At 72.0% G+C, this 15,115-nt stretch carries 14 protein-coding genes and 1 pseudogene; 7 read left to right on the top strand and 8 right to left on the bottom strand.

All coding sequences use genetic code 11. The annotated features are described in order from the left end of the window. Window positions 1-4 precede the first annotated feature (4 nt). From AMK11_RS31595 to AMK11_RS31605, 3 genes are all read right to left on the bottom strand, one after another. Window positions 5-547 (bottom strand): HXXEE domain-containing protein, encoded by a 543-nt coding sequence (locus AMK11_RS31595; RefSeq protein ID WP_241847121.1) that lies wholly within the window; start codon window positions 545-547, stop codon window positions 5-7. Window positions 548-563: 16 nt separating this feature from the next. Beyond that, window positions 564-1,760, bottom strand: coding sequence for an extracellular solute-binding protein (locus AMK11_RS31600; protein WP_073731556.1), 1,197 nt, complete (start codon window positions 1,758-1,760; stop codon window positions 564-566). A gap of 173 nt (window positions 1,761-1,933) precedes the next feature. Next, window positions 1,934-3,373 carry a gamma-aminobutyraldehyde dehydrogenase gene (locus AMK11_RS31605; protein ID WP_073731557.1) on the bottom strand — a complete coding sequence of 480 codons (1,440 nt, stop codon included), beginning with the start codon at window positions 3,371-3,373 and terminating at the stop codon, window positions 1,934-1,936. A 208-nt stretch (window positions 3,374-3,581) separates the two neighbouring features. Between AMK11_RS31605 and AMK11_RS31610 the strand changes: the two genes are divergently transcribed. The 7 genes from AMK11_RS31610 to AMK11_RS31640 all read left to right on the top strand — a co-directional run bounded on the left by AMK11_RS31610 (window position 3,582) and on the right by AMK11_RS31640 (window position 10,386). Beyond that, entirely contained in the window at window positions 3,582-4,097 is a 516-nt protein-coding gene (locus AMK11_RS31610; protein WP_073731558.1) for an Lrp/AsnC family transcriptional regulator, read from the top strand. A 2-nt stretch (window positions 4,098-4,099) separates the two neighbouring features. Beyond that, window positions 4,100-5,470 carry an aspartate aminotransferase family protein gene (locus AMK11_RS31615; protein ID WP_073731559.1) on the top strand — a complete coding sequence of 457 codons (1,371 nt, stop codon included), beginning with the start codon at window positions 4,100-4,102 and terminating at the stop codon, window positions 5,468-5,470. A 194-nt stretch (window positions 5,471-5,664) separates the two neighbouring features. Continuing rightward, a complete protein-coding gene (locus tag AMK11_RS31620) occupies window positions 5,665-6,453 on the top strand; it encodes an ABC transporter ATP-binding protein (RefSeq protein WP_073731560.1) in 789 nt (262 codons plus the stop codon). Then, the gene (locus AMK11_RS31625; RefSeq protein ID WP_073731561.1) at window positions 6,435-7,802 is read left to right on the top strand and encodes a hypothetical protein; all 1,368 of its coding nucleotides are present in this window, start codon (window positions 6,435-6,437) and stop codon (window positions 7,800-7,802) included. The genes AMK11_RS31620 and AMK11_RS31625 overlap by 19 nt, the downstream gene beginning before the upstream one ends. Window positions 7,803-7,919: 117 nt before the next feature. After that, window positions 7,920-8,327 carry a VOC family protein gene (locus AMK11_RS31630; RefSeq protein WP_073731562.1) on the top strand — a complete coding sequence of 136 codons (408 nt, stop codon included), beginning with the start codon at window positions 7,920-7,922 and terminating at the stop codon, window positions 8,325-8,327. Between the two features lie 26 nt (window positions 8,328-8,353). Further along, the gene (locus AMK11_RS31635; RefSeq protein ID WP_073731563.1) at window positions 8,354-9,502 is read left to right on the top strand and encodes an LOG family protein; all 1,149 of its coding nucleotides are present in this window, start codon (window positions 8,354-8,356) and stop codon (window positions 9,500-9,502) included. 155 nt (window positions 9,503-9,657) lie between these two features. Further along, window positions 9,658-10,386: an LAETG motif-containing sortase-dependent surface protein gene (locus AMK11_RS31640; RefSeq protein ID WP_073731564.1), complete on the top strand. Its 729-nt coding sequence runs from the start codon at window positions 9,658-9,660 to the stop codon at window positions 10,384-10,386. A gap of 75 nt (window positions 10,387-10,461) precedes the next feature. On the opposite strand, the gene AMK11_RS39280 is transcribed toward AMK11_RS31640, so the two are convergent. From AMK11_RS39280 to AMK11_RS31660, 5 genes and pseudogenes are all read right to left on the bottom strand, one after another. Then, a complete protein-coding gene (locus tag AMK11_RS39280) occupies window positions 10,462-10,890 on the bottom strand; it encodes a hypothetical protein (RefSeq protein WP_383579866.1) in 429 nt (142 codons plus the stop codon). 21 nt (window positions 10,891-10,911) lie between these two features. Next, window positions 10,912-11,269, bottom strand: a pseudogene (locus AMK11_RS39285) (maleylpyruvate isomerase N-terminal domain-containing protein); the annotation flags it as partial. A gap of 25 nt (window positions 11,270-11,294) precedes the next feature. Further along, on the bottom strand, window positions 11,295-12,314 hold the full coding sequence (locus AMK11_RS31650) for an ABC transporter ATP-binding protein (protein WP_073731565.1): 1,020 nt from the start codon (window positions 12,312-12,314) through the stop codon (window positions 11,295-11,297). A gap of 2 nt (window positions 12,315-12,316) precedes the next feature. After that, complete coding sequence (locus tag AMK11_RS31655) at window positions 12,317-13,996, bottom strand: ABC transporter permease (protein ID WP_073731566.1); 1,680 nt, start codon at window positions 13,994-13,996, stop codon at window positions 12,317-12,319. Further along, the gene (locus AMK11_RS31660; RefSeq protein WP_073731567.1) at window positions 13,972-15,057 is read right to left on the bottom strand and encodes a thiamine ABC transporter substrate-binding protein; all 1,086 of its coding nucleotides are present in this window, start codon (window positions 15,055-15,057) and stop codon (window positions 13,972-13,974) included. Before AMK11_RS31660 ends, AMK11_RS31655 begins: the two co-directional genes overlap by 25 nt. Between the last annotated feature and the right edge of the window lie 58 nt (window positions 15,058-15,115).

A 15,115-nucleotide genomic window follows, 5' to 3' on the forward strand; every position in this document is an offset into this window, starting at 1 on the left:
CCGGTCAGGCGCCGTGCCCCGTCAGCCGCCGCGCCACCGCGTGCGCCCCGACCGTCGCCGCGGCCGCGAGGCCGAGCCCGACGGCGAGGTCGCGCGGGCGCGTGGCGCGCAGGACGCCGGCGCGGCGCAGCCGGTGGCGGGCCCAGAGCGTGAACGGGACGACGACGAGCGGCGAGGTCGCGGACCCGGGCGTGTAGCCGCGTACCGCCACCGCCTGGGCGAGGTGGACCAGGCCGTGCAGACCGAAGGCGTTCAGCGCGGTCTGGTACGCCGCCGACCGGCCGCCGGTCAGCCGTCCCGCGGCGGACGCGGCGGCCACGAGCGCGGCCATCGCCCCGACCGCCACCGCGAACTCCCGCCCGTCGACCGACCCGGCCCGCCGCCACACGGCCTCCGGCACGGTGGGGAACCGCTCGCGCAAGGCGGGCAGCTCACGCCGCCACCAGCCCGGCACGGTCGCCAGTTCCTCGGCGTCGTGCAGCGCCCAGGCGGCCAGCAGCCCGAGCGTGACAGCCGCACCCACCTTTTCATCGACCGGTGAATTCATCACGACGGTCAGTCTGCTACACGCCGACGATCCCGTTCCACCGCTTCGCGAACTCCGACCGCTCCCCCGCCGCGATGTCCCGCGCGATGGCGAGCCGTTCGCGCATCGCCGCGTCCGGGAAGATCAGCGGGTCCTCGGCCAGCGCGGCGGTCTCCTCGTCGGCGGAGGAGGCGAGCACGTCCCGGGCGGCGGGGACGGGGCAGACGTAGTTGACCCACGCGGCCAGCTCGGCGGCGACCTCCGGCTGGTAGTAGAAGTCGATGAGCCGCTCGGCGTTGGCCTTGTGGCGGGCCAGGTTGGGGATCATCAGGGACTCCGACCACAGCTCGGCGCCCTCCTCGGGGACGACGAACTCGATGTCCGGGTCGTCCGCCTGGAGCTGGATCACGTCGCCGGAGTAGGCCTGGCAGGCCAGGACGTCACCGCTGGAGAGGTCCTTGATGTAGTCGTTGCCGGTGAAGCGGCGGACCTGGCCCTTGGCCACCTGCTTCTCCACCTGGTCGCACATCGTGTGGAAGTCGTCCGCCGTCCAGTCGGTGATGTCGACGCCGTTGCCCTGCATCAGCAGCGCGAACGCCTCGTCCATGCCGGACAGCAGGGTCACCCGCCCTTTGAGGTCGTCCGCCCACAGGTCGGAGACGTGCCGGACCTCCCGACCGAGCCGGCGGCGGTTGTAGGCGATGCCGGTGATGCCGGACTGCCAGGGCACGGTGAACTTCCGGCCCGGGTCGAAGGCGGGCGAACGCAGCAGCGGATCCAGGTACTCGATGACGTTCGGCTGGCGGGAGCGGTCCATCTCCTGCACCCAGCCGAGCCGTACGAACCGGCCGCACATCCAGTCGCTGATGACGATCAGGTCGCGGTCGATGGGCTGGTGGTTCATCAGGGACGGGCTGATCTTGCCGAAGAACTCGTCGTTGTCGTTGATCTCCTCGATGTACTCGACGGAGATGCCCGACTCCTTCTCGAACCCCTCCAGCGTGGGCCGCCGGTTCGGACGCTCGTCGTCGGTGTCGATGTACAGCGGCCAGTTCGCCCAGGTCAGCCGCCTCTCGGTGGCAGATCGGTCGGTTGCGGCGCGGTCACCCGGTGCGACATAGGCGGCCGGTACTCCGCAGCCGGCCAGGGCGCCGAGCGCGGCGGAACCGCCCAGGCCGCGCAGCAGGGTACGGCGGGACAGGGACAGCGCGGGCGTCTTCGGGAGCGGGGGCATGGCCGCAGGATGCCGCGCCCGCGCTCACCGGGACAATCGACGCTGCGTCGAGCGGGCCCGGCCAGGCCCGACACCCTGTCGACCGGGGCGAGTTCGCGCCTTCGCCCTGCACGCGGCGCGGCCCCGGACGGGGGGGGTTCCCGTCCGGGGCCGCACACGTGGAGCCGGGTCCGTCACGCGTCCAGGGACGTCATCACGTGCTTGATCCGCGTGTAGTCCTCGAAGCCGTAGCCCGACAGGTCCTTGCCGTAGCCGGACTTCTTGAAGCCGCCGTGCGGCATCTCGGCGACCAGCGGGATGTGGGTGTTGATCCACACGCAGCCGAAGTCCAGCCGCTTGGACATCCGCATGGCGCGGCCGTGGTCCTTGGTCCACACGGAGGAGGCGAGGGCGTACTCGACGCCGTTGGCCCACTCGACCGCCTGGTCTTCGTCGCGGAAGGACTGGACGGTGATGACGGGGCCGAAGACCTCCTTCTGGATGATCTCGTCGTCCTGCTTGAGGCCCGAGACGACGGTCGGGGCGTAGAAGTAGCCCTTGTCGCCGACCCGGTGGCCGCCCGCCTCGACCTTGGCGTGGGCGGGCAGGCGCTCGATGAACCCGGTGACCTGCTCGAGCTGGTTCGGGTTGTTGAGCGGGCCGTACAGGACGTCCTCGTCGTCCGGCTGACCGGTCTTGATCTCGGACGCGGCCTTCGCGAGCGCGCTCACGAACTCGTCGTGGACCGACTCGTGGACCAGCACGCGGGTGGCGGCGGTGCAGTCCTGGCCGGCGTTGAAGTAGCCCGCCTCCGAGATGCCCTCGACGGCCTTGGGGATGTCGGTGTCCTCGAAGACCACGACCGGCGCCTTGCCGCCGAGCTCCAGGTGGACCCGCTTGAGGTCCTTGGACGCCGACTCGGCGACCGACATGCCGGCCCGCACCGAGCCGGTGATGGACGCCATCGCCGGGGTCTCGTGCTCGACCATCAGGCGGCCGGTGTCGCGGTCGCCGCAGACGACGTTGAAGACGCCCTTGGGCACGATCGAGCCGATGATGTCGGCCATCAGGGCCGTCGAGGCGGGGGTGGTGTCGGACGGCTTGAGGACGACCGTGTTGCCCGCGGCGAGGGCCGGGGCGAACTTCCACACGGCCATCATCATCGGGTAGTTCCACGGCGCGACCTGCGCGCAGACGCCGATCGGCTCGCGGCGGATCATGGAGGTCAGGCCCTCCATGTACTCACCGGCGCTGCGGCCCTCCAGCATCCGGGCCGCACCCGCGAAGAAGCGGATCTGGTCGACCATCGGCGGGATCTCCTCGGAGCGGGTCAGCCCGATGGGCTTGCCCGTGTTCTCCACCTCGGCCGCGATCAGTTCCTCGGCCCGCTCCTCGAACGCGTCCGCGATCTTCAGCAGGGCCTTCTGGCGCTCGGCCGGGACCAGGTCCCGCCAGGCCGGGAAGGCCGCGGCGGCGGCCGCCATGGCGGCGTCGACGTCCGCCTGCCCGGACAGGGGGGCGGTCGCGTAGGCCTCGCCCGTGGCGGGGTTGACCACCTCCGTGGTCCGTCCGTCGGCGGCGTCCCGGAACTCACCGTCGATGTAGTTGCGCAGACGACGCAGCTCGGTGCTCACTGCCGGCCCTCCAAATTCGGTGTCTACTTCGGCTCTCCGGTTCGGACCTCGCCGCTGTCGCGCGTGTCCAAACACTGAGACACCCACCCTAGACGGAGACCCCACGTTTTCAACACCCCCAGTCGCCTCCGTGTTGCGAAATCCGTCGAGTCCGACCTCTCAGACAACGAATTTCATCGATCCGGGCTTGCGAAACTGTCGATACGTCGTGCACAGTGAAGCCGTGGCCAGTCGAAGCGCAGACCAGAAGGACTCCCGCGAGTCCAGGAACGGCGGACCCCAGTTGGACGCCGTCTCCCTCGCCATCATCGAACAGCTCCAGGAGGACGGCCGCCGGCCGTACGCCGCGATCGGCAAGGCCGTCGGCCTGTCGGAGGCGGCCGTGCGCCAGCGCGTCCAGAAGCTGCTCGACCAGGGCGTGATGCAGATCGTCGCCGTGACGGACCCGCTCACCGTGGGCTTCCGCCGCCAGGCGATGGTCGGCGTCAACGTCGAGGGCGACGTGGAGTCCGTCGCCGACGCGCTGACGGCCATGTCCGAATGCGAGTACGTGGTGATGACAGCGGGCTCCTTCGACCTGATGGTGGAGGTCGTCTGCGAGGACGACGACCACCTTCTGGACGTCATCAACAAACGCATCCGGGCCGTCCCCGGAGTGCGCTCCACCGAGAGCTTCGTCTACCTCAAGCTCAAGAAGCAGACCTATATGTGGGGAACCCGATAATCGTGAGCACCGACAGCAAGGACCTCAGCAGGACCGCCTACGACCACCTGTGGATGCACTTCACCCGCATGTCGTCGTACGAGAACGCCCCCGTCCCCACCATCGTCCGCGGTGAGGGCACCCACATCTACGACGACAAGGGCAAGCGCTACCTCGACGGTCTCGCCGGCCTGTTCGTCGTCCAGGCCGGGCACGGCCGCCAGGAGCTGGCCGAGACCGCCTCGAAGCAGGCTCAGGAGCTCGCCTTCTTCCCGGTGTGGTCCTACGCCCACCCCAAGGCCGTCGAGCTGGCCGAGCGCCTGGCGAACGAGGCCCCCGGCGACCTCAACAAGGTCTTCTTCACCACCGGCGGCGGCGAGGCGGTCGAGACCGCCTGGAAGCTCGCCAAGCAGTACTTCAAGCTGACCGGCAAGCCGACCAAGTACAAGGTCATCTCCCGCGCGGTCGCCTACCACGGCACCCCGCAGGGCGCCCTGTCCATCACCGGCCTGCCGGGGCTGAAGGCCCCCTTCGAGCCGCTCGTGCCCGGCGCGCACAAGGTCCCGAACACCAACATCTACCGCGCCCCGCTCTTCGGCGACGACCCCGAGGCCTTCGGCCGCTGGGCCGCCGACCAGATCGAGCAGCAGATCCTCTTCGAGGGCCCGGAGACGGTCGCCGCCGTCTTCCTGGAGCCGGTGCAGAACGCGGGCGGCTGCTTCCCGCCCCCGCCCGGCTACTTCCAGCGGGTGCGCGAGATCTGCGACCAGTACGACGTGCTGCTCGTCTCGGACGAGGTCATCTGCGCCTTCGGCCGCCTGGGCACGACGTTCGCCTGCGACAAGTTCGGCTACGTCCCGGACATGATCACCTGCGCCAAGGGCATGACCTCGGGCTACTCCCCGATCGGCGCCTGCATCATCTCCGACCGCCTGGCCGAGCCGTTCTACAAGGGCGACAACACCTTCCTGCACGGCTACACCTTCGGCGGCCACCCGGTCTCCGCCGCGGTCGGCATCGCCAACCTCGACCTGTTCGAGCGCGAGGGCCTCAACCAGCACGTCCTGGACAACGAGGGCAACTTCCGCGCGACGCTGGAGAAGCTCCTCGACCTGCCGATCGTCGGCGACGTCCGCGGCAACGGCTTCTTCTACGGCATCGAGCTGGTCAAGGACAAGAACACCAAGGAATCCTTCAACGAGGAGGAGACCGAGCGGATCCTGTACGGCTTCCTGTCGAAGGCGCTCTTCGACAACGGCCTGTACTGCCGTGCCGACGACCGCGGCGACCCGGTCATCCAGCTCGCCCCGCCGCTGATCTCCAACCAGGAGACCTTCGACGAGATCGAGCAGATCCTGCGCGCCACGCTGACGGAGGCGTGGACGAAGCTCTGATCATCCTTCCAGAGGATCATCACCCGGCCCCGGTGCCGCCCGTTCGAGTGAGAAACGGCGGCCCGGGGCCGCGTGCTGTCCGGCCTCCCCACGGCGACTGCCTACGGTGCCCAGTGACCGATCGGCCCCGCCTTCGTTCGCCCGTACGGGGGACGCGAACGGGGAAACACGGATCAGAACCGAGGTGTATGCCCATGGAGGCTCCGCCGGACAACGACGTGCTGTGGGCCCGCGCCCTGCACTTCACGCACCACGACGGCTCCCCCGCGCTGCAAGGCGTGTCGGTCGGCGTCCGCGAGGGTGAGATCCTCGCCGTGAGCGGCCCGCGCGGCAGCGGCAAGACCACGCTGCTGCGGTGCCTGTCCGGCATGGTCCGGCCGCAGGACGGCGAGGTCTGGTTCAACAGCCTGCCGGTGCACACCATGGGCCCGCTCAAGCGCGAGCGACTGCGCCGCGACCGCTTCGGCTGGATCGACCCCGCCCCGGTGCTCGTCCCGGAACTCAGCGCCTGGGAGAACGCCGCCCTGCCCCTCATGCTGCGCGGCGCCGGCCGGCGCCGGGCCAAGACCGCCGCCATGGAGTGGCTGGACCGCCTCGACGTCGGCGGCCGGACGGCCCGCAGGCGCCCGCACGAGCTCCAGCAGGCCGAGCGGCAGCGCGTGTGCATCGCCCGCGCGCTCGCCGTCGCGCCCGCGGTGCTCTTCGCCGACGAGCCGACGGCGCCGCTGCACCGGGTCGACCGCGCGCACGTCCTGCGCACGCTCACCACCGCGGCCCGCTCGCACGGCATCACCGTCCTGCTCGCCACCGGCGACGCGCAGACCGCCGCCCTCGCCGACCGCACGGTGTCTCTGCTCGACGGGCGGCGGGTGCGGACCGTGCACCTGCCGCCGGTCGCGGAGACCACGGTGGCCACCGGGCCCGGCGGAGCCTCCGGCACCCCCGGAACGGAAGGCCGGGCGGCGTGCTCGCTCTCCGCCTGACCCGCGCCGCCCGCCTCGCCGTCCAACTGCGCCGCCTGCTGGTCGCGGTGGCGTCGGCGGGCACGGGCTTCCTGCTGCTGTGCGCCCTCGGCCACGCGCTCACCCACCCGGACACGCCCGGCTCCTCCGCCCTCCGCCTGGCCTGGTGCGCGGCGCCGCTGGCCGCCACGGTGTACCTTGCCGTCGCCGTGGCCCGCACCGACCCCGGCACGCGTCCCCGCCCGGGGCTGTCGGCGATCGGCCTGGGCCCCGGCCGGCTGATGGCGGTCTCGGCGACGACCACGGCCCTGTCGGCGGCCCTCGGCTCGGTGGCGGCCCTGTCCGGCTTCCTGTACGTGCGCGGGGACCTGACGGGAACGCCGGTCGACGGTGCCGTGACCGAGGCACTGGCGCTCGGCCAGCGTCTTCCCGCCCCGGCCGTGGTGACCCTGCTGACCCTGGTCCCGGCCGCCGCGTCCGCCGCCGTCGCCCTGAGCCTCCGCCCCCGCGACCCGAGGCCCGCCGCCGCCACCGGCCCCCGCCGCTACGGCCGTTTCGGCGCGTACGGCTGGGGCGCGGCCCGCGAAACCTTCGGCACCTACGGCCGCTACGGCGCCCGCCTGGCATCGGCCTCCGCCCAGCCTGCGGGCAGTAGTGCCGCTGGAGGTCCCCCCTCTGGGGGAGGCACCCTGCTGGCGCAGGCGAGCGACACCCAGCCCCCAGCCGCGACGGACGGCCCCCCGCCCACCTCCGACGCCGCACCCGACCCCACCCCCGCCACTCCCCGCCCCCACACCACCACCCTCCCCTGGGGCATCGCCGTACTCACCGCCGGCCTGGCCGTGGAGACCTACGCCGGCGACACCGCCTCCCCGGGCACCACCCCCTCCGCCGTCGTCCTCCTCGGCTGGTCCCTCACCGTCCTCGGCCTCGCCCTCGCCGGCCCCGGCCTCACCCACCTCTGCGGCCGCCTGCTGCAGGCAGCCCGCCCCGGCGCCCTGCGCCTCCTCGCCGGCCGCGTCCTCATGCAGGAGTCGCACCGCATCGGCCGCCCCCTCGGCGTCGTCTGCGCCGTGGCCTGTGCCGCCTACGCGGCCACCACCCTCTACGACACGGACGGCCCCGACTTCGGCCCGCTGAGCACCCTCGGCGCTCTCGTCGTGGCCGGCTGCACGGTGGCCACCCTCCTCACCGCCGCCGTCGAGGCCAAGCACGCCCGCACCGACACCACCGACGCCCTGCTCCGGCTGGGCGCTCCCCAGGCGACGCTGCGCGCCGCGGCGGCCGTACGCGCCGGTGCGCTGCTCGCCCTGTTCGCCCCGCTGACCCTGGTCGTCGCCCAGTTGGCGTCCCTGCCACTGGCCCGCTGAGGGCGCTGGAGAATTTCCTCGAAAAAATCTCCGATCCGGCGATGAGTTCCGCACTCCCCGCGCGTCTAACCTCTCGAACGGCACGACAGCAGCAGGACACCGACGGGAGAGGCCCCCATGTACCAGCAGATGATCTTCGTGAACCTGGCCACCAACGACCTCGACGCCTCGAAGAAGTTCTTCACCGGGCTCGGCTACGAGATCAACGCCCAGTTCAGCGACGACTCCACCGCGTCGATCCCGTTCAGCGACACCATCGTCGTGATGGTGCACACGCCGGAGAAGTACCGCCAGTTCACGAAGAAGGACATCGTGGACTCGACGAAGTCCAGCGAGGTGCTGGTCGCGCTGAGCGCCGAGAGCCGTGAGAAGGTCGACGAGCTGGTCGACAAGGCGGTCGCGGCCGGCGGTTCCGTCTCCGGCGAGACCCAGGACCTTGGCTTCATGTACGGCCGTGCCTTCGACGACGTCGACGGCCACACCTTCGAGGTCGTCTGGATGGACCCGGCGGCGGTCCAGGGCTGAGCCAGGCGCACGCCTAGCATGGGCGGGTGGATTCGACGACACCCGCCCAGCCCGGCCCCCAGTCCCGCCAGTCCCACCACGCCTCGCACGACCGGGAGATCGAGAGCCTCGCCGAGTTCGACGACGTCGTCTCGGCGCACGGCACACTCGCCCATTACCGCGTCCAGGCCGTCGACCTGACGGCCCGTACGGACGCCCTGATGTCCGCGGACCCCACGGGTGCCGTCTTCCTCGGCTGCCCGATGGACGCTGAGGCAGCTGCCCGGGTCGCCGCGGCCGGCGCCCTGGTCTTCCCGCCCATACCGGGCCTGCCCTTCGAGCCCTACCGGGCGCACGTCTACACCCCGGACGCGCTGTACGCCTCCCTCGACGAGGGCTACGAGGCGACCCCGGACGCCCTCGCCTACGACTGGTTCCAGCAGACCAAGGCGGACGGCGACGTGTTCGCCTCCATGCTGCGCGCGATCCACGACGACGCCGTCTCCGACGCGGTCGACGAACTCCTGGTCGGCGCACGGGTGGTCGGCGTCATGGGCGGTCACGCCATGGCGCGCGGCACGAGCGCCTACGCGGGCGCCGCGCGTCTGGGCCGCGAACTGGCCCGCGCCGGCTTCACCGTGGCCACCGGCGGCGGGCCGGGAGCGATGGAGGCGGCCAACCTCGGCGCGTACGCGGCCCCGTTCGACGACGGGATGCTGGAGGCGGCCCTGCTGCTCCTCGGCAAGGTCGCCTCGTTCACGCCGTCGGTCACCGACTGGGCGCGGTCCGCGTTCGAGGTGCGCGAGCGCTGGCCCGGAGGCGGTGCCTCGGTCGGCATCCCGACCTGGTTCTACGGCCACGAGCCGCCCAACGCCTTCGCGGCGCACATCGCCAAGTACTTCGCCAACGCCACCCGCGAGGACGGCCTGCTGGCCCGTTCCAACGCGGGCGTGGTCTTCCTGCCGGGCGCCGCCGGAACCGTGCAGGAGGTCTTCGACAACGCGACGCCGAACTACTACGAGTCGCGGGGCGAGCCCACGCCGATGGTGCTGGTGGACCGGCGGCACTGGACGGAGAAGCTGCCCGCGTGGCCGCTGCTCACCTCGCTCGCCGGGGGGCGGACCATGGAGTCCCGGATCGCGCTGGTCGACCGGATCGAGGAGGCTCCCGAGGCGCTGAAACGTCTCGGCGGTTAATAAGAGGGCAAAGCCAACACCCTTGACGGGCTTACGCGTTGACACTGCTTATGCACCGCTTATAGACCAGTGAGGCTCATGGGTGTGCTGAGGCCGCGTCATCGGGCGTCAGCACTCCTCTCACCCCCCGCATCTGCGCTCCCGTAAGGACAAACGTGGCAGTCCTGTCCATAATCAGAAGCACGGCATCGCGCCGTGGTGTTCGCGCCCTCGGTGTCGCCTCCGCCTCGGTGGCCCTGGCGATCGGCGCCGCCGGCAGCGCTCTCGCCTGCGACATCAGCGAGTTCTCCGCCGCCGCCGAGTGCGAGGGCGACAAGGGCGTCATCACGGTCACCGACGTGGACCCCGCCGGCATCCCCGCCACCGTCAGCGTGTACCTGCAGAACAACGGCGCCGACGCGAAGAAGGTCGGCGAGCAGGTGGTCAAGGGCTCGAGCGAAGGCACCACCATCACCTTCACCGAGGACTGGAAGCCGAACGCCGAGTACCGCATCCACGTCAAGGCCGACACGTACGTCGACGAGGACATCAAGCCGAACCTCGTGACCCCGGCGACCGCCTGCGAGACGGAGGAGACGGAGTCGCCCTCCCCGACCCCGTCGGAGAGCTCCCCTGTCCCGTCCGACACCCCCTCCGACGAGACGGAGACGCCGGGCCCGGCGCCCTCCACGTCCGCCCCGGCGCCGTCGGGCAGCGAGAGCACCGCTCCGGCGGACACGCCGGGCAACGCCCCGTCCCCGGCGGCCGGTGAGTCCAACCTCGCCGAGACCGGCGCCAACTCCAACACCGGCGTGATCGTCGGCATCGCTGCGGCCCTGGTCGTCGTCGGTGGCGGCGCGGTCTTCCTCGGCATGCGCCGTCGCGGAGCCAACGGCAAGGGCTGACGCCCCTCAGGCCCACAGGCCGTACGCGACATCGTGGCCCGTCCCCGGCCGGGGGCGGGCCACCGCCGTGCCGGCTCATCCGAACGTCGCCTTCTCCAGCCAGAGGTCCAGCAGCTTCCGGTCACCGAGCACCTCGAGCCCCGGCGCGTCCGGGGGCAGCCGCCGGTAGAAGGCCAGCAGCACGTCCGTGAGCGGTCCGCGCAGCGCCACGTCCGCCTTCTCGTGGCCGCGGCGCCAGGTGACGCCCTCCTCGGCCAGCTCGACGACCCACTCGGCGTCCAGCTCCGCCGGCGCGTCGGTGGCGTGCAGGTGGATGCTCCGGCCCGGCGCCCGCGGTGTCCTCGCCGGCCCGTCGGGGAGGGCCCGCTGCACGGACTGCACGAACTGCACGATCTGCAGCCACTCGTCGACGGCGTCGGCCGCCACCTCGGGCGCGACCGCCTCGAACGGCCGGCCCGCCGCGAGCGCCGCGTCCGCACCGTGCACGACGAGTTCGTGCGTCATCCGGCGCGCCCAGAAGCCCGAGGTGTCGATCCCGGCCCACGACCACGCCTGCGCGTCCGGGCCCGCCTCCCGCAGCGCCGCGACGACCGTCCGGCCGGACTCCGCCAGCCAGGCGTCGAGCGCGGCCACGTCGCCCCGCGTGCCGGGCCCCTCGGAACCCGGCGCCCGGTCCAGCGGGACCCTCCTCGGCGCGGGTCTCCACGATCAGCCCGGTCCAGCGCAGGGCCCGGCCCACGTGGAGCACCAGGTCCTCCAGGGACCAGTCCGGGCAGGTCGGCACGGTGGCGGCCGGGTCGGCGCCGGAGGTGAGGACGTCCCTCAACCTGTCCACCTGGACGGTGATCTCGTCGCAGTAGCGGTCATGCGCAAGGAGTGTCATGGCCGTCACCCTAGGAGCGGAAGGATCACCCGAGCACCACGATTTCCGCCACGTCGAACTCCACTCCGACCACGTCCCCGACCTCCGGCGCCGCCCGCAGCGCGCACGCCGCCTCCAGGCGCGGGGCGTCCTCGGGCTGGAGGTGGACGGCGACGTGGGTGCCGCGGAAGGTGCGGGCGGTGACCGTGCAGCGCAGGCCCGCGTCGGCGGCCGTCAGCCGCACCCCGGCGGGGCGGACGAGCAGGGTGCGGGCGCCCTGCGGGGCGTCCTCGGGAACCGGCACCTTGCCCCACGGGCTGTCGGCGGCCTGCCCGGTGACGGTCGCGTCGACCACGTTGTCGAAGCCCAGGAAGCGGGCCACGAAGGCGTCGGCCGGCCGCTGCCACACCTGGAGCGGCGTCCCCGACTGCGCGATCCGCCCGTCCCGCATCACCACGACCCGGTCGGCGAGCGCGAAGGCCTCGCCCTGGTCGTGCGTCACGGCGAGCACCGTGGTGCCCAGCCGGCCGAACAGCTCCCGCAGTTCCACCACCAGGCGCTCCCGCAGCGAGCGGTCCAGCTGGCCGAGCGGCTCGTCCAGCATGAGCAGCCGGGGCCGGGACGCGAGGGCGCGGGCCAGCGCCACCCGCTGCTGCTCACCGCCGGAGAGTGCGGCGACGGACCGCCGGGCGGCGTCGGGCAAGCCCACCAGCTCCAGCAACTCCGCCACCCGCTCCTGCTGTTCGGCACGGGACGCGCCCCGCATCCGCGGCCCGAAGGCGACGTTCCCGGCCACGTCCCGCTGCGGGAACAGCTGGTGGTCCTGGAACATCAGCCCGAGCTCGCGCTTGTGCGCGGGCACCCCGGCCTGGTCCCGCCCGTCCAGCGTCACCCGTCCGGCGTCCAGCGGCTGGAGGCCGGCGACCGCCCGCAGCAGCGTCGACTTGCCACTGCCGCTGGGGCCGAGCACGCACACCACCTCGTGCTCGGCGACATCGAGGTCGACGGCGTCGAGCACGGCGCGTCCGCCGAAGCGGACCGTCGCGCTCTCAAGGCTGAGCAGCATCCCTAGAACTCCCCGCTCCGGTCGGTCCGCAGTCGCTCCAGCACCACCAGGGCCACGGCGCACACCAGCATCAGAATCGTCGAGAGGGCCATCGCCTGGCCGTAGTTCATCTCCCCGGGCCGTCCCAGCAGCCGCGCCACGGCCACCGGCAGCGTCGGGTTGTCGGGGCGCGCGATGAACACGGTCGCCCCGAACTCCCCGAGCGACACCGCGAACGCGAACCCGGCGGCCACCAGCAGCGCCCGCCGCACCATCGGCAGGTCCACCTCGCGCCACGCCCGCCACGGCGACGCCCCGAGCACCGCCGCCGCCTCCCGCAGCCGTACGTCCACCGCCCGCAGCACCGGCAGCATGGTCCGTACGACGAAGGGGACGCCGACCAGTGCCTGCGCGAGCGGCACCAGGATCCAGGAGGCGCGCAGGTCCAGCGGGGGTTCGTCCAGCGCGATCAGGAACCCGAAGCCGACGGTCACGGCGGACACCCCGAGCGGCAGCATCAGCAGGGCGTCGAAGCCGCGCACGAAGCGGCCCGCGTCGCGGCGGGTGAGCGCGGCGGCGGCCAGAGCGCCGATCACCACGGCGATGGCGGTGGCGGCGACGGCGTACTGGAGGGAGTTGCCGATCGCCTCGATCGGCGGGACCAGGAAGGTGCCGCCGTCCGCGCGGGTCAGCGCCCGGTAGTAGCCGAAACCGGGTGCGTCCAGCGAGCGCTGGACCAGTACGGCCAGCGGCAGCAGGATCAGTGCGGCGACGGTGACCAGGACCCCCGCCAGCAGCGCCCACTGCCCGGTGCCGCGCGGGCGGCGCGCGGTCGTGGCCGCGTCCACCAGCCGCAGGGCCGTCTCCCGCCGCCGTACCGTCCAGGCGTGCACGGCGAGGACGGCGGCGACCGCCACGAACTGGATCAGCGTCAGTACGGCGGCCGTGGACAGGTCGAAGACCTGGGAGGTCTGCCGGTAGATCTCCACCTCCAGGGTGGAGAAGGCGGGCCCGCCGAGGATCTGGACGACGCCGAAGGAGGTGAAGGTGAACAGGAACACCATCAGCGCGGCGGCGGCCACGGCGGGCGCGAGCGCGGGCAGCGTCACCTGCCGCCAGGCCGTCAGCCGCGAGGCGCCGAGCATCCGCGCGGCCTCCTCCTGGCGCGGGTCGAGCTGCGACCAGAGGCCGCCGACGGTGCGGACGACGACGGCGTAGTTGAAGAAGACGTGCGCGAGCAGGATCGCCCACACGGTGGTGTCCAGCCGCAGGCCCCACAGCTCGTCGAGCAGCCCGCCGCGGCCGACCAGCGCCAGGAACGCCGTGCCGACGACGACCGTCGGCAGTACGAACGGCACGGTCACCACGGCCCGCAGCACCTGCTTGCCGGGGAAGTCGAGGCGGGCGAACGCGTAGGCGCCGGGCAGGGCGATCAGCAGGGTGAGCGCGGTGGAGGCCAGCGCCTGCCAGGTGGTGAACCACAGCACCTGCCGGACGTCGGACTGCGCCAGCACTTCCCCGATCCGCCCGAGCTGCCAGGCCCCGTCGGCCTTGAGCCCGCGCGCGACGATCGCGGCGACGGGGTAGGCGAAGAACGCCGCGAAGAACGCGACGGGCACGGCCATCAGACCGAGCCGCGCCGCGCTCCCGCGCGCGGTCCTCACCCGTTCCACCCGCTTCACCTCACTACGAGCGAGGTCCACGACTTGACCCACTGGTCACGCTTGTCGGCGATCTTCGCCGGGTCCATGGTCCGCGGGTCCTCGGCCGGCGGCCCGAACTTCCGGAAGGACTCGGGGATCGCGGCGTCCTCGCGCACCGGGTACACGAACATGTTGAGCGGCAGGTCCTCCTGGAACTGCTTGCTCAGCATGAAGTCGAGGAGCGCCTTGCCGCCCTCCGGGTTCGCGGCGTTGCTCAGCAGGCCGGCGTACTCGATCTGGCGGAAGCAGGTGCCCTGGGCGACGCCCGTCGGCGCGGTGTCCGGCTGCGGGTCGGCGTAGATCACCTCGGCGGGCGGGGAGGAGGCGTAGGAGACGACGAGCGGCCGGTCGCCCTTGGCCTTCTTGCCGCCGGACGAGCCGGAGAACTCCTCGTTGTACGCCTGCTCCCAGCTGTCGACGACCTTGACGCCGTTCGCCTTGAGCTTCTTCCAGTAGTCCTGCCAGCCCTCGTCGCCGTACTCGGCGGCGGTGCCGAGCAGGAAGCCGAGGCCGGGCGAGGAGCCGGCCGCGTTCTCGGTGACGAGCAGGTCCTTGTACTCGGGCTTGGTCAGGTCGTCGAAGGAGACGGGCGGGGTCAGTCCGTGCTCGCTGAAGTAGGCCTTGTCGTAGTTGACGCAGATGTCGCCGGTGTCGACGGGCGTGACCTTGTGATCGGTGTCGGTCCGGTACGCGGCGTGGACCTGGTCGAGGCCCTTCGCCTCGTACGGCTGGAACAGTCCGTTGTCGAGGGCGCGGGACAGCAGGGTGTTGTCGACGCCGAAGAAGACGTCGCCCTGCGGGTTGTCCTTGGTGAGGATGGCCTTGTTGACGGCCTGCCCGGCGTCGCCGTCCTCCAGGACCTCGACCTTGTAGCCGGAGCTCTTCTCGAAGGCGGCGACGACGTCCTTCGAGACGGCCCACGAGTTGTGGCTGACGAGGGTCACGGTCTTGGAGTCGCCGGAACCCCCGCCGTCCCCGTCGGACGACGATCCGCACGCGGCGAGGCCGCCGGCCATGCCCAGCCCGACGGCGAGGGCGGTGACCTTCTTGGTGATGCTCACTGAATTCCTCCTGGGTGACCAGGAGAAGACGCGGCCCTGCCCGGAGCCCCTGGCGAGG

This window comes from Streptomyces sp. CB02414, from assembly GCF_001905385.1.
Lineage (GTDB): Bacteria > Actinomycetota > Actinomycetes > Streptomycetales > Streptomycetaceae > Streptomyces.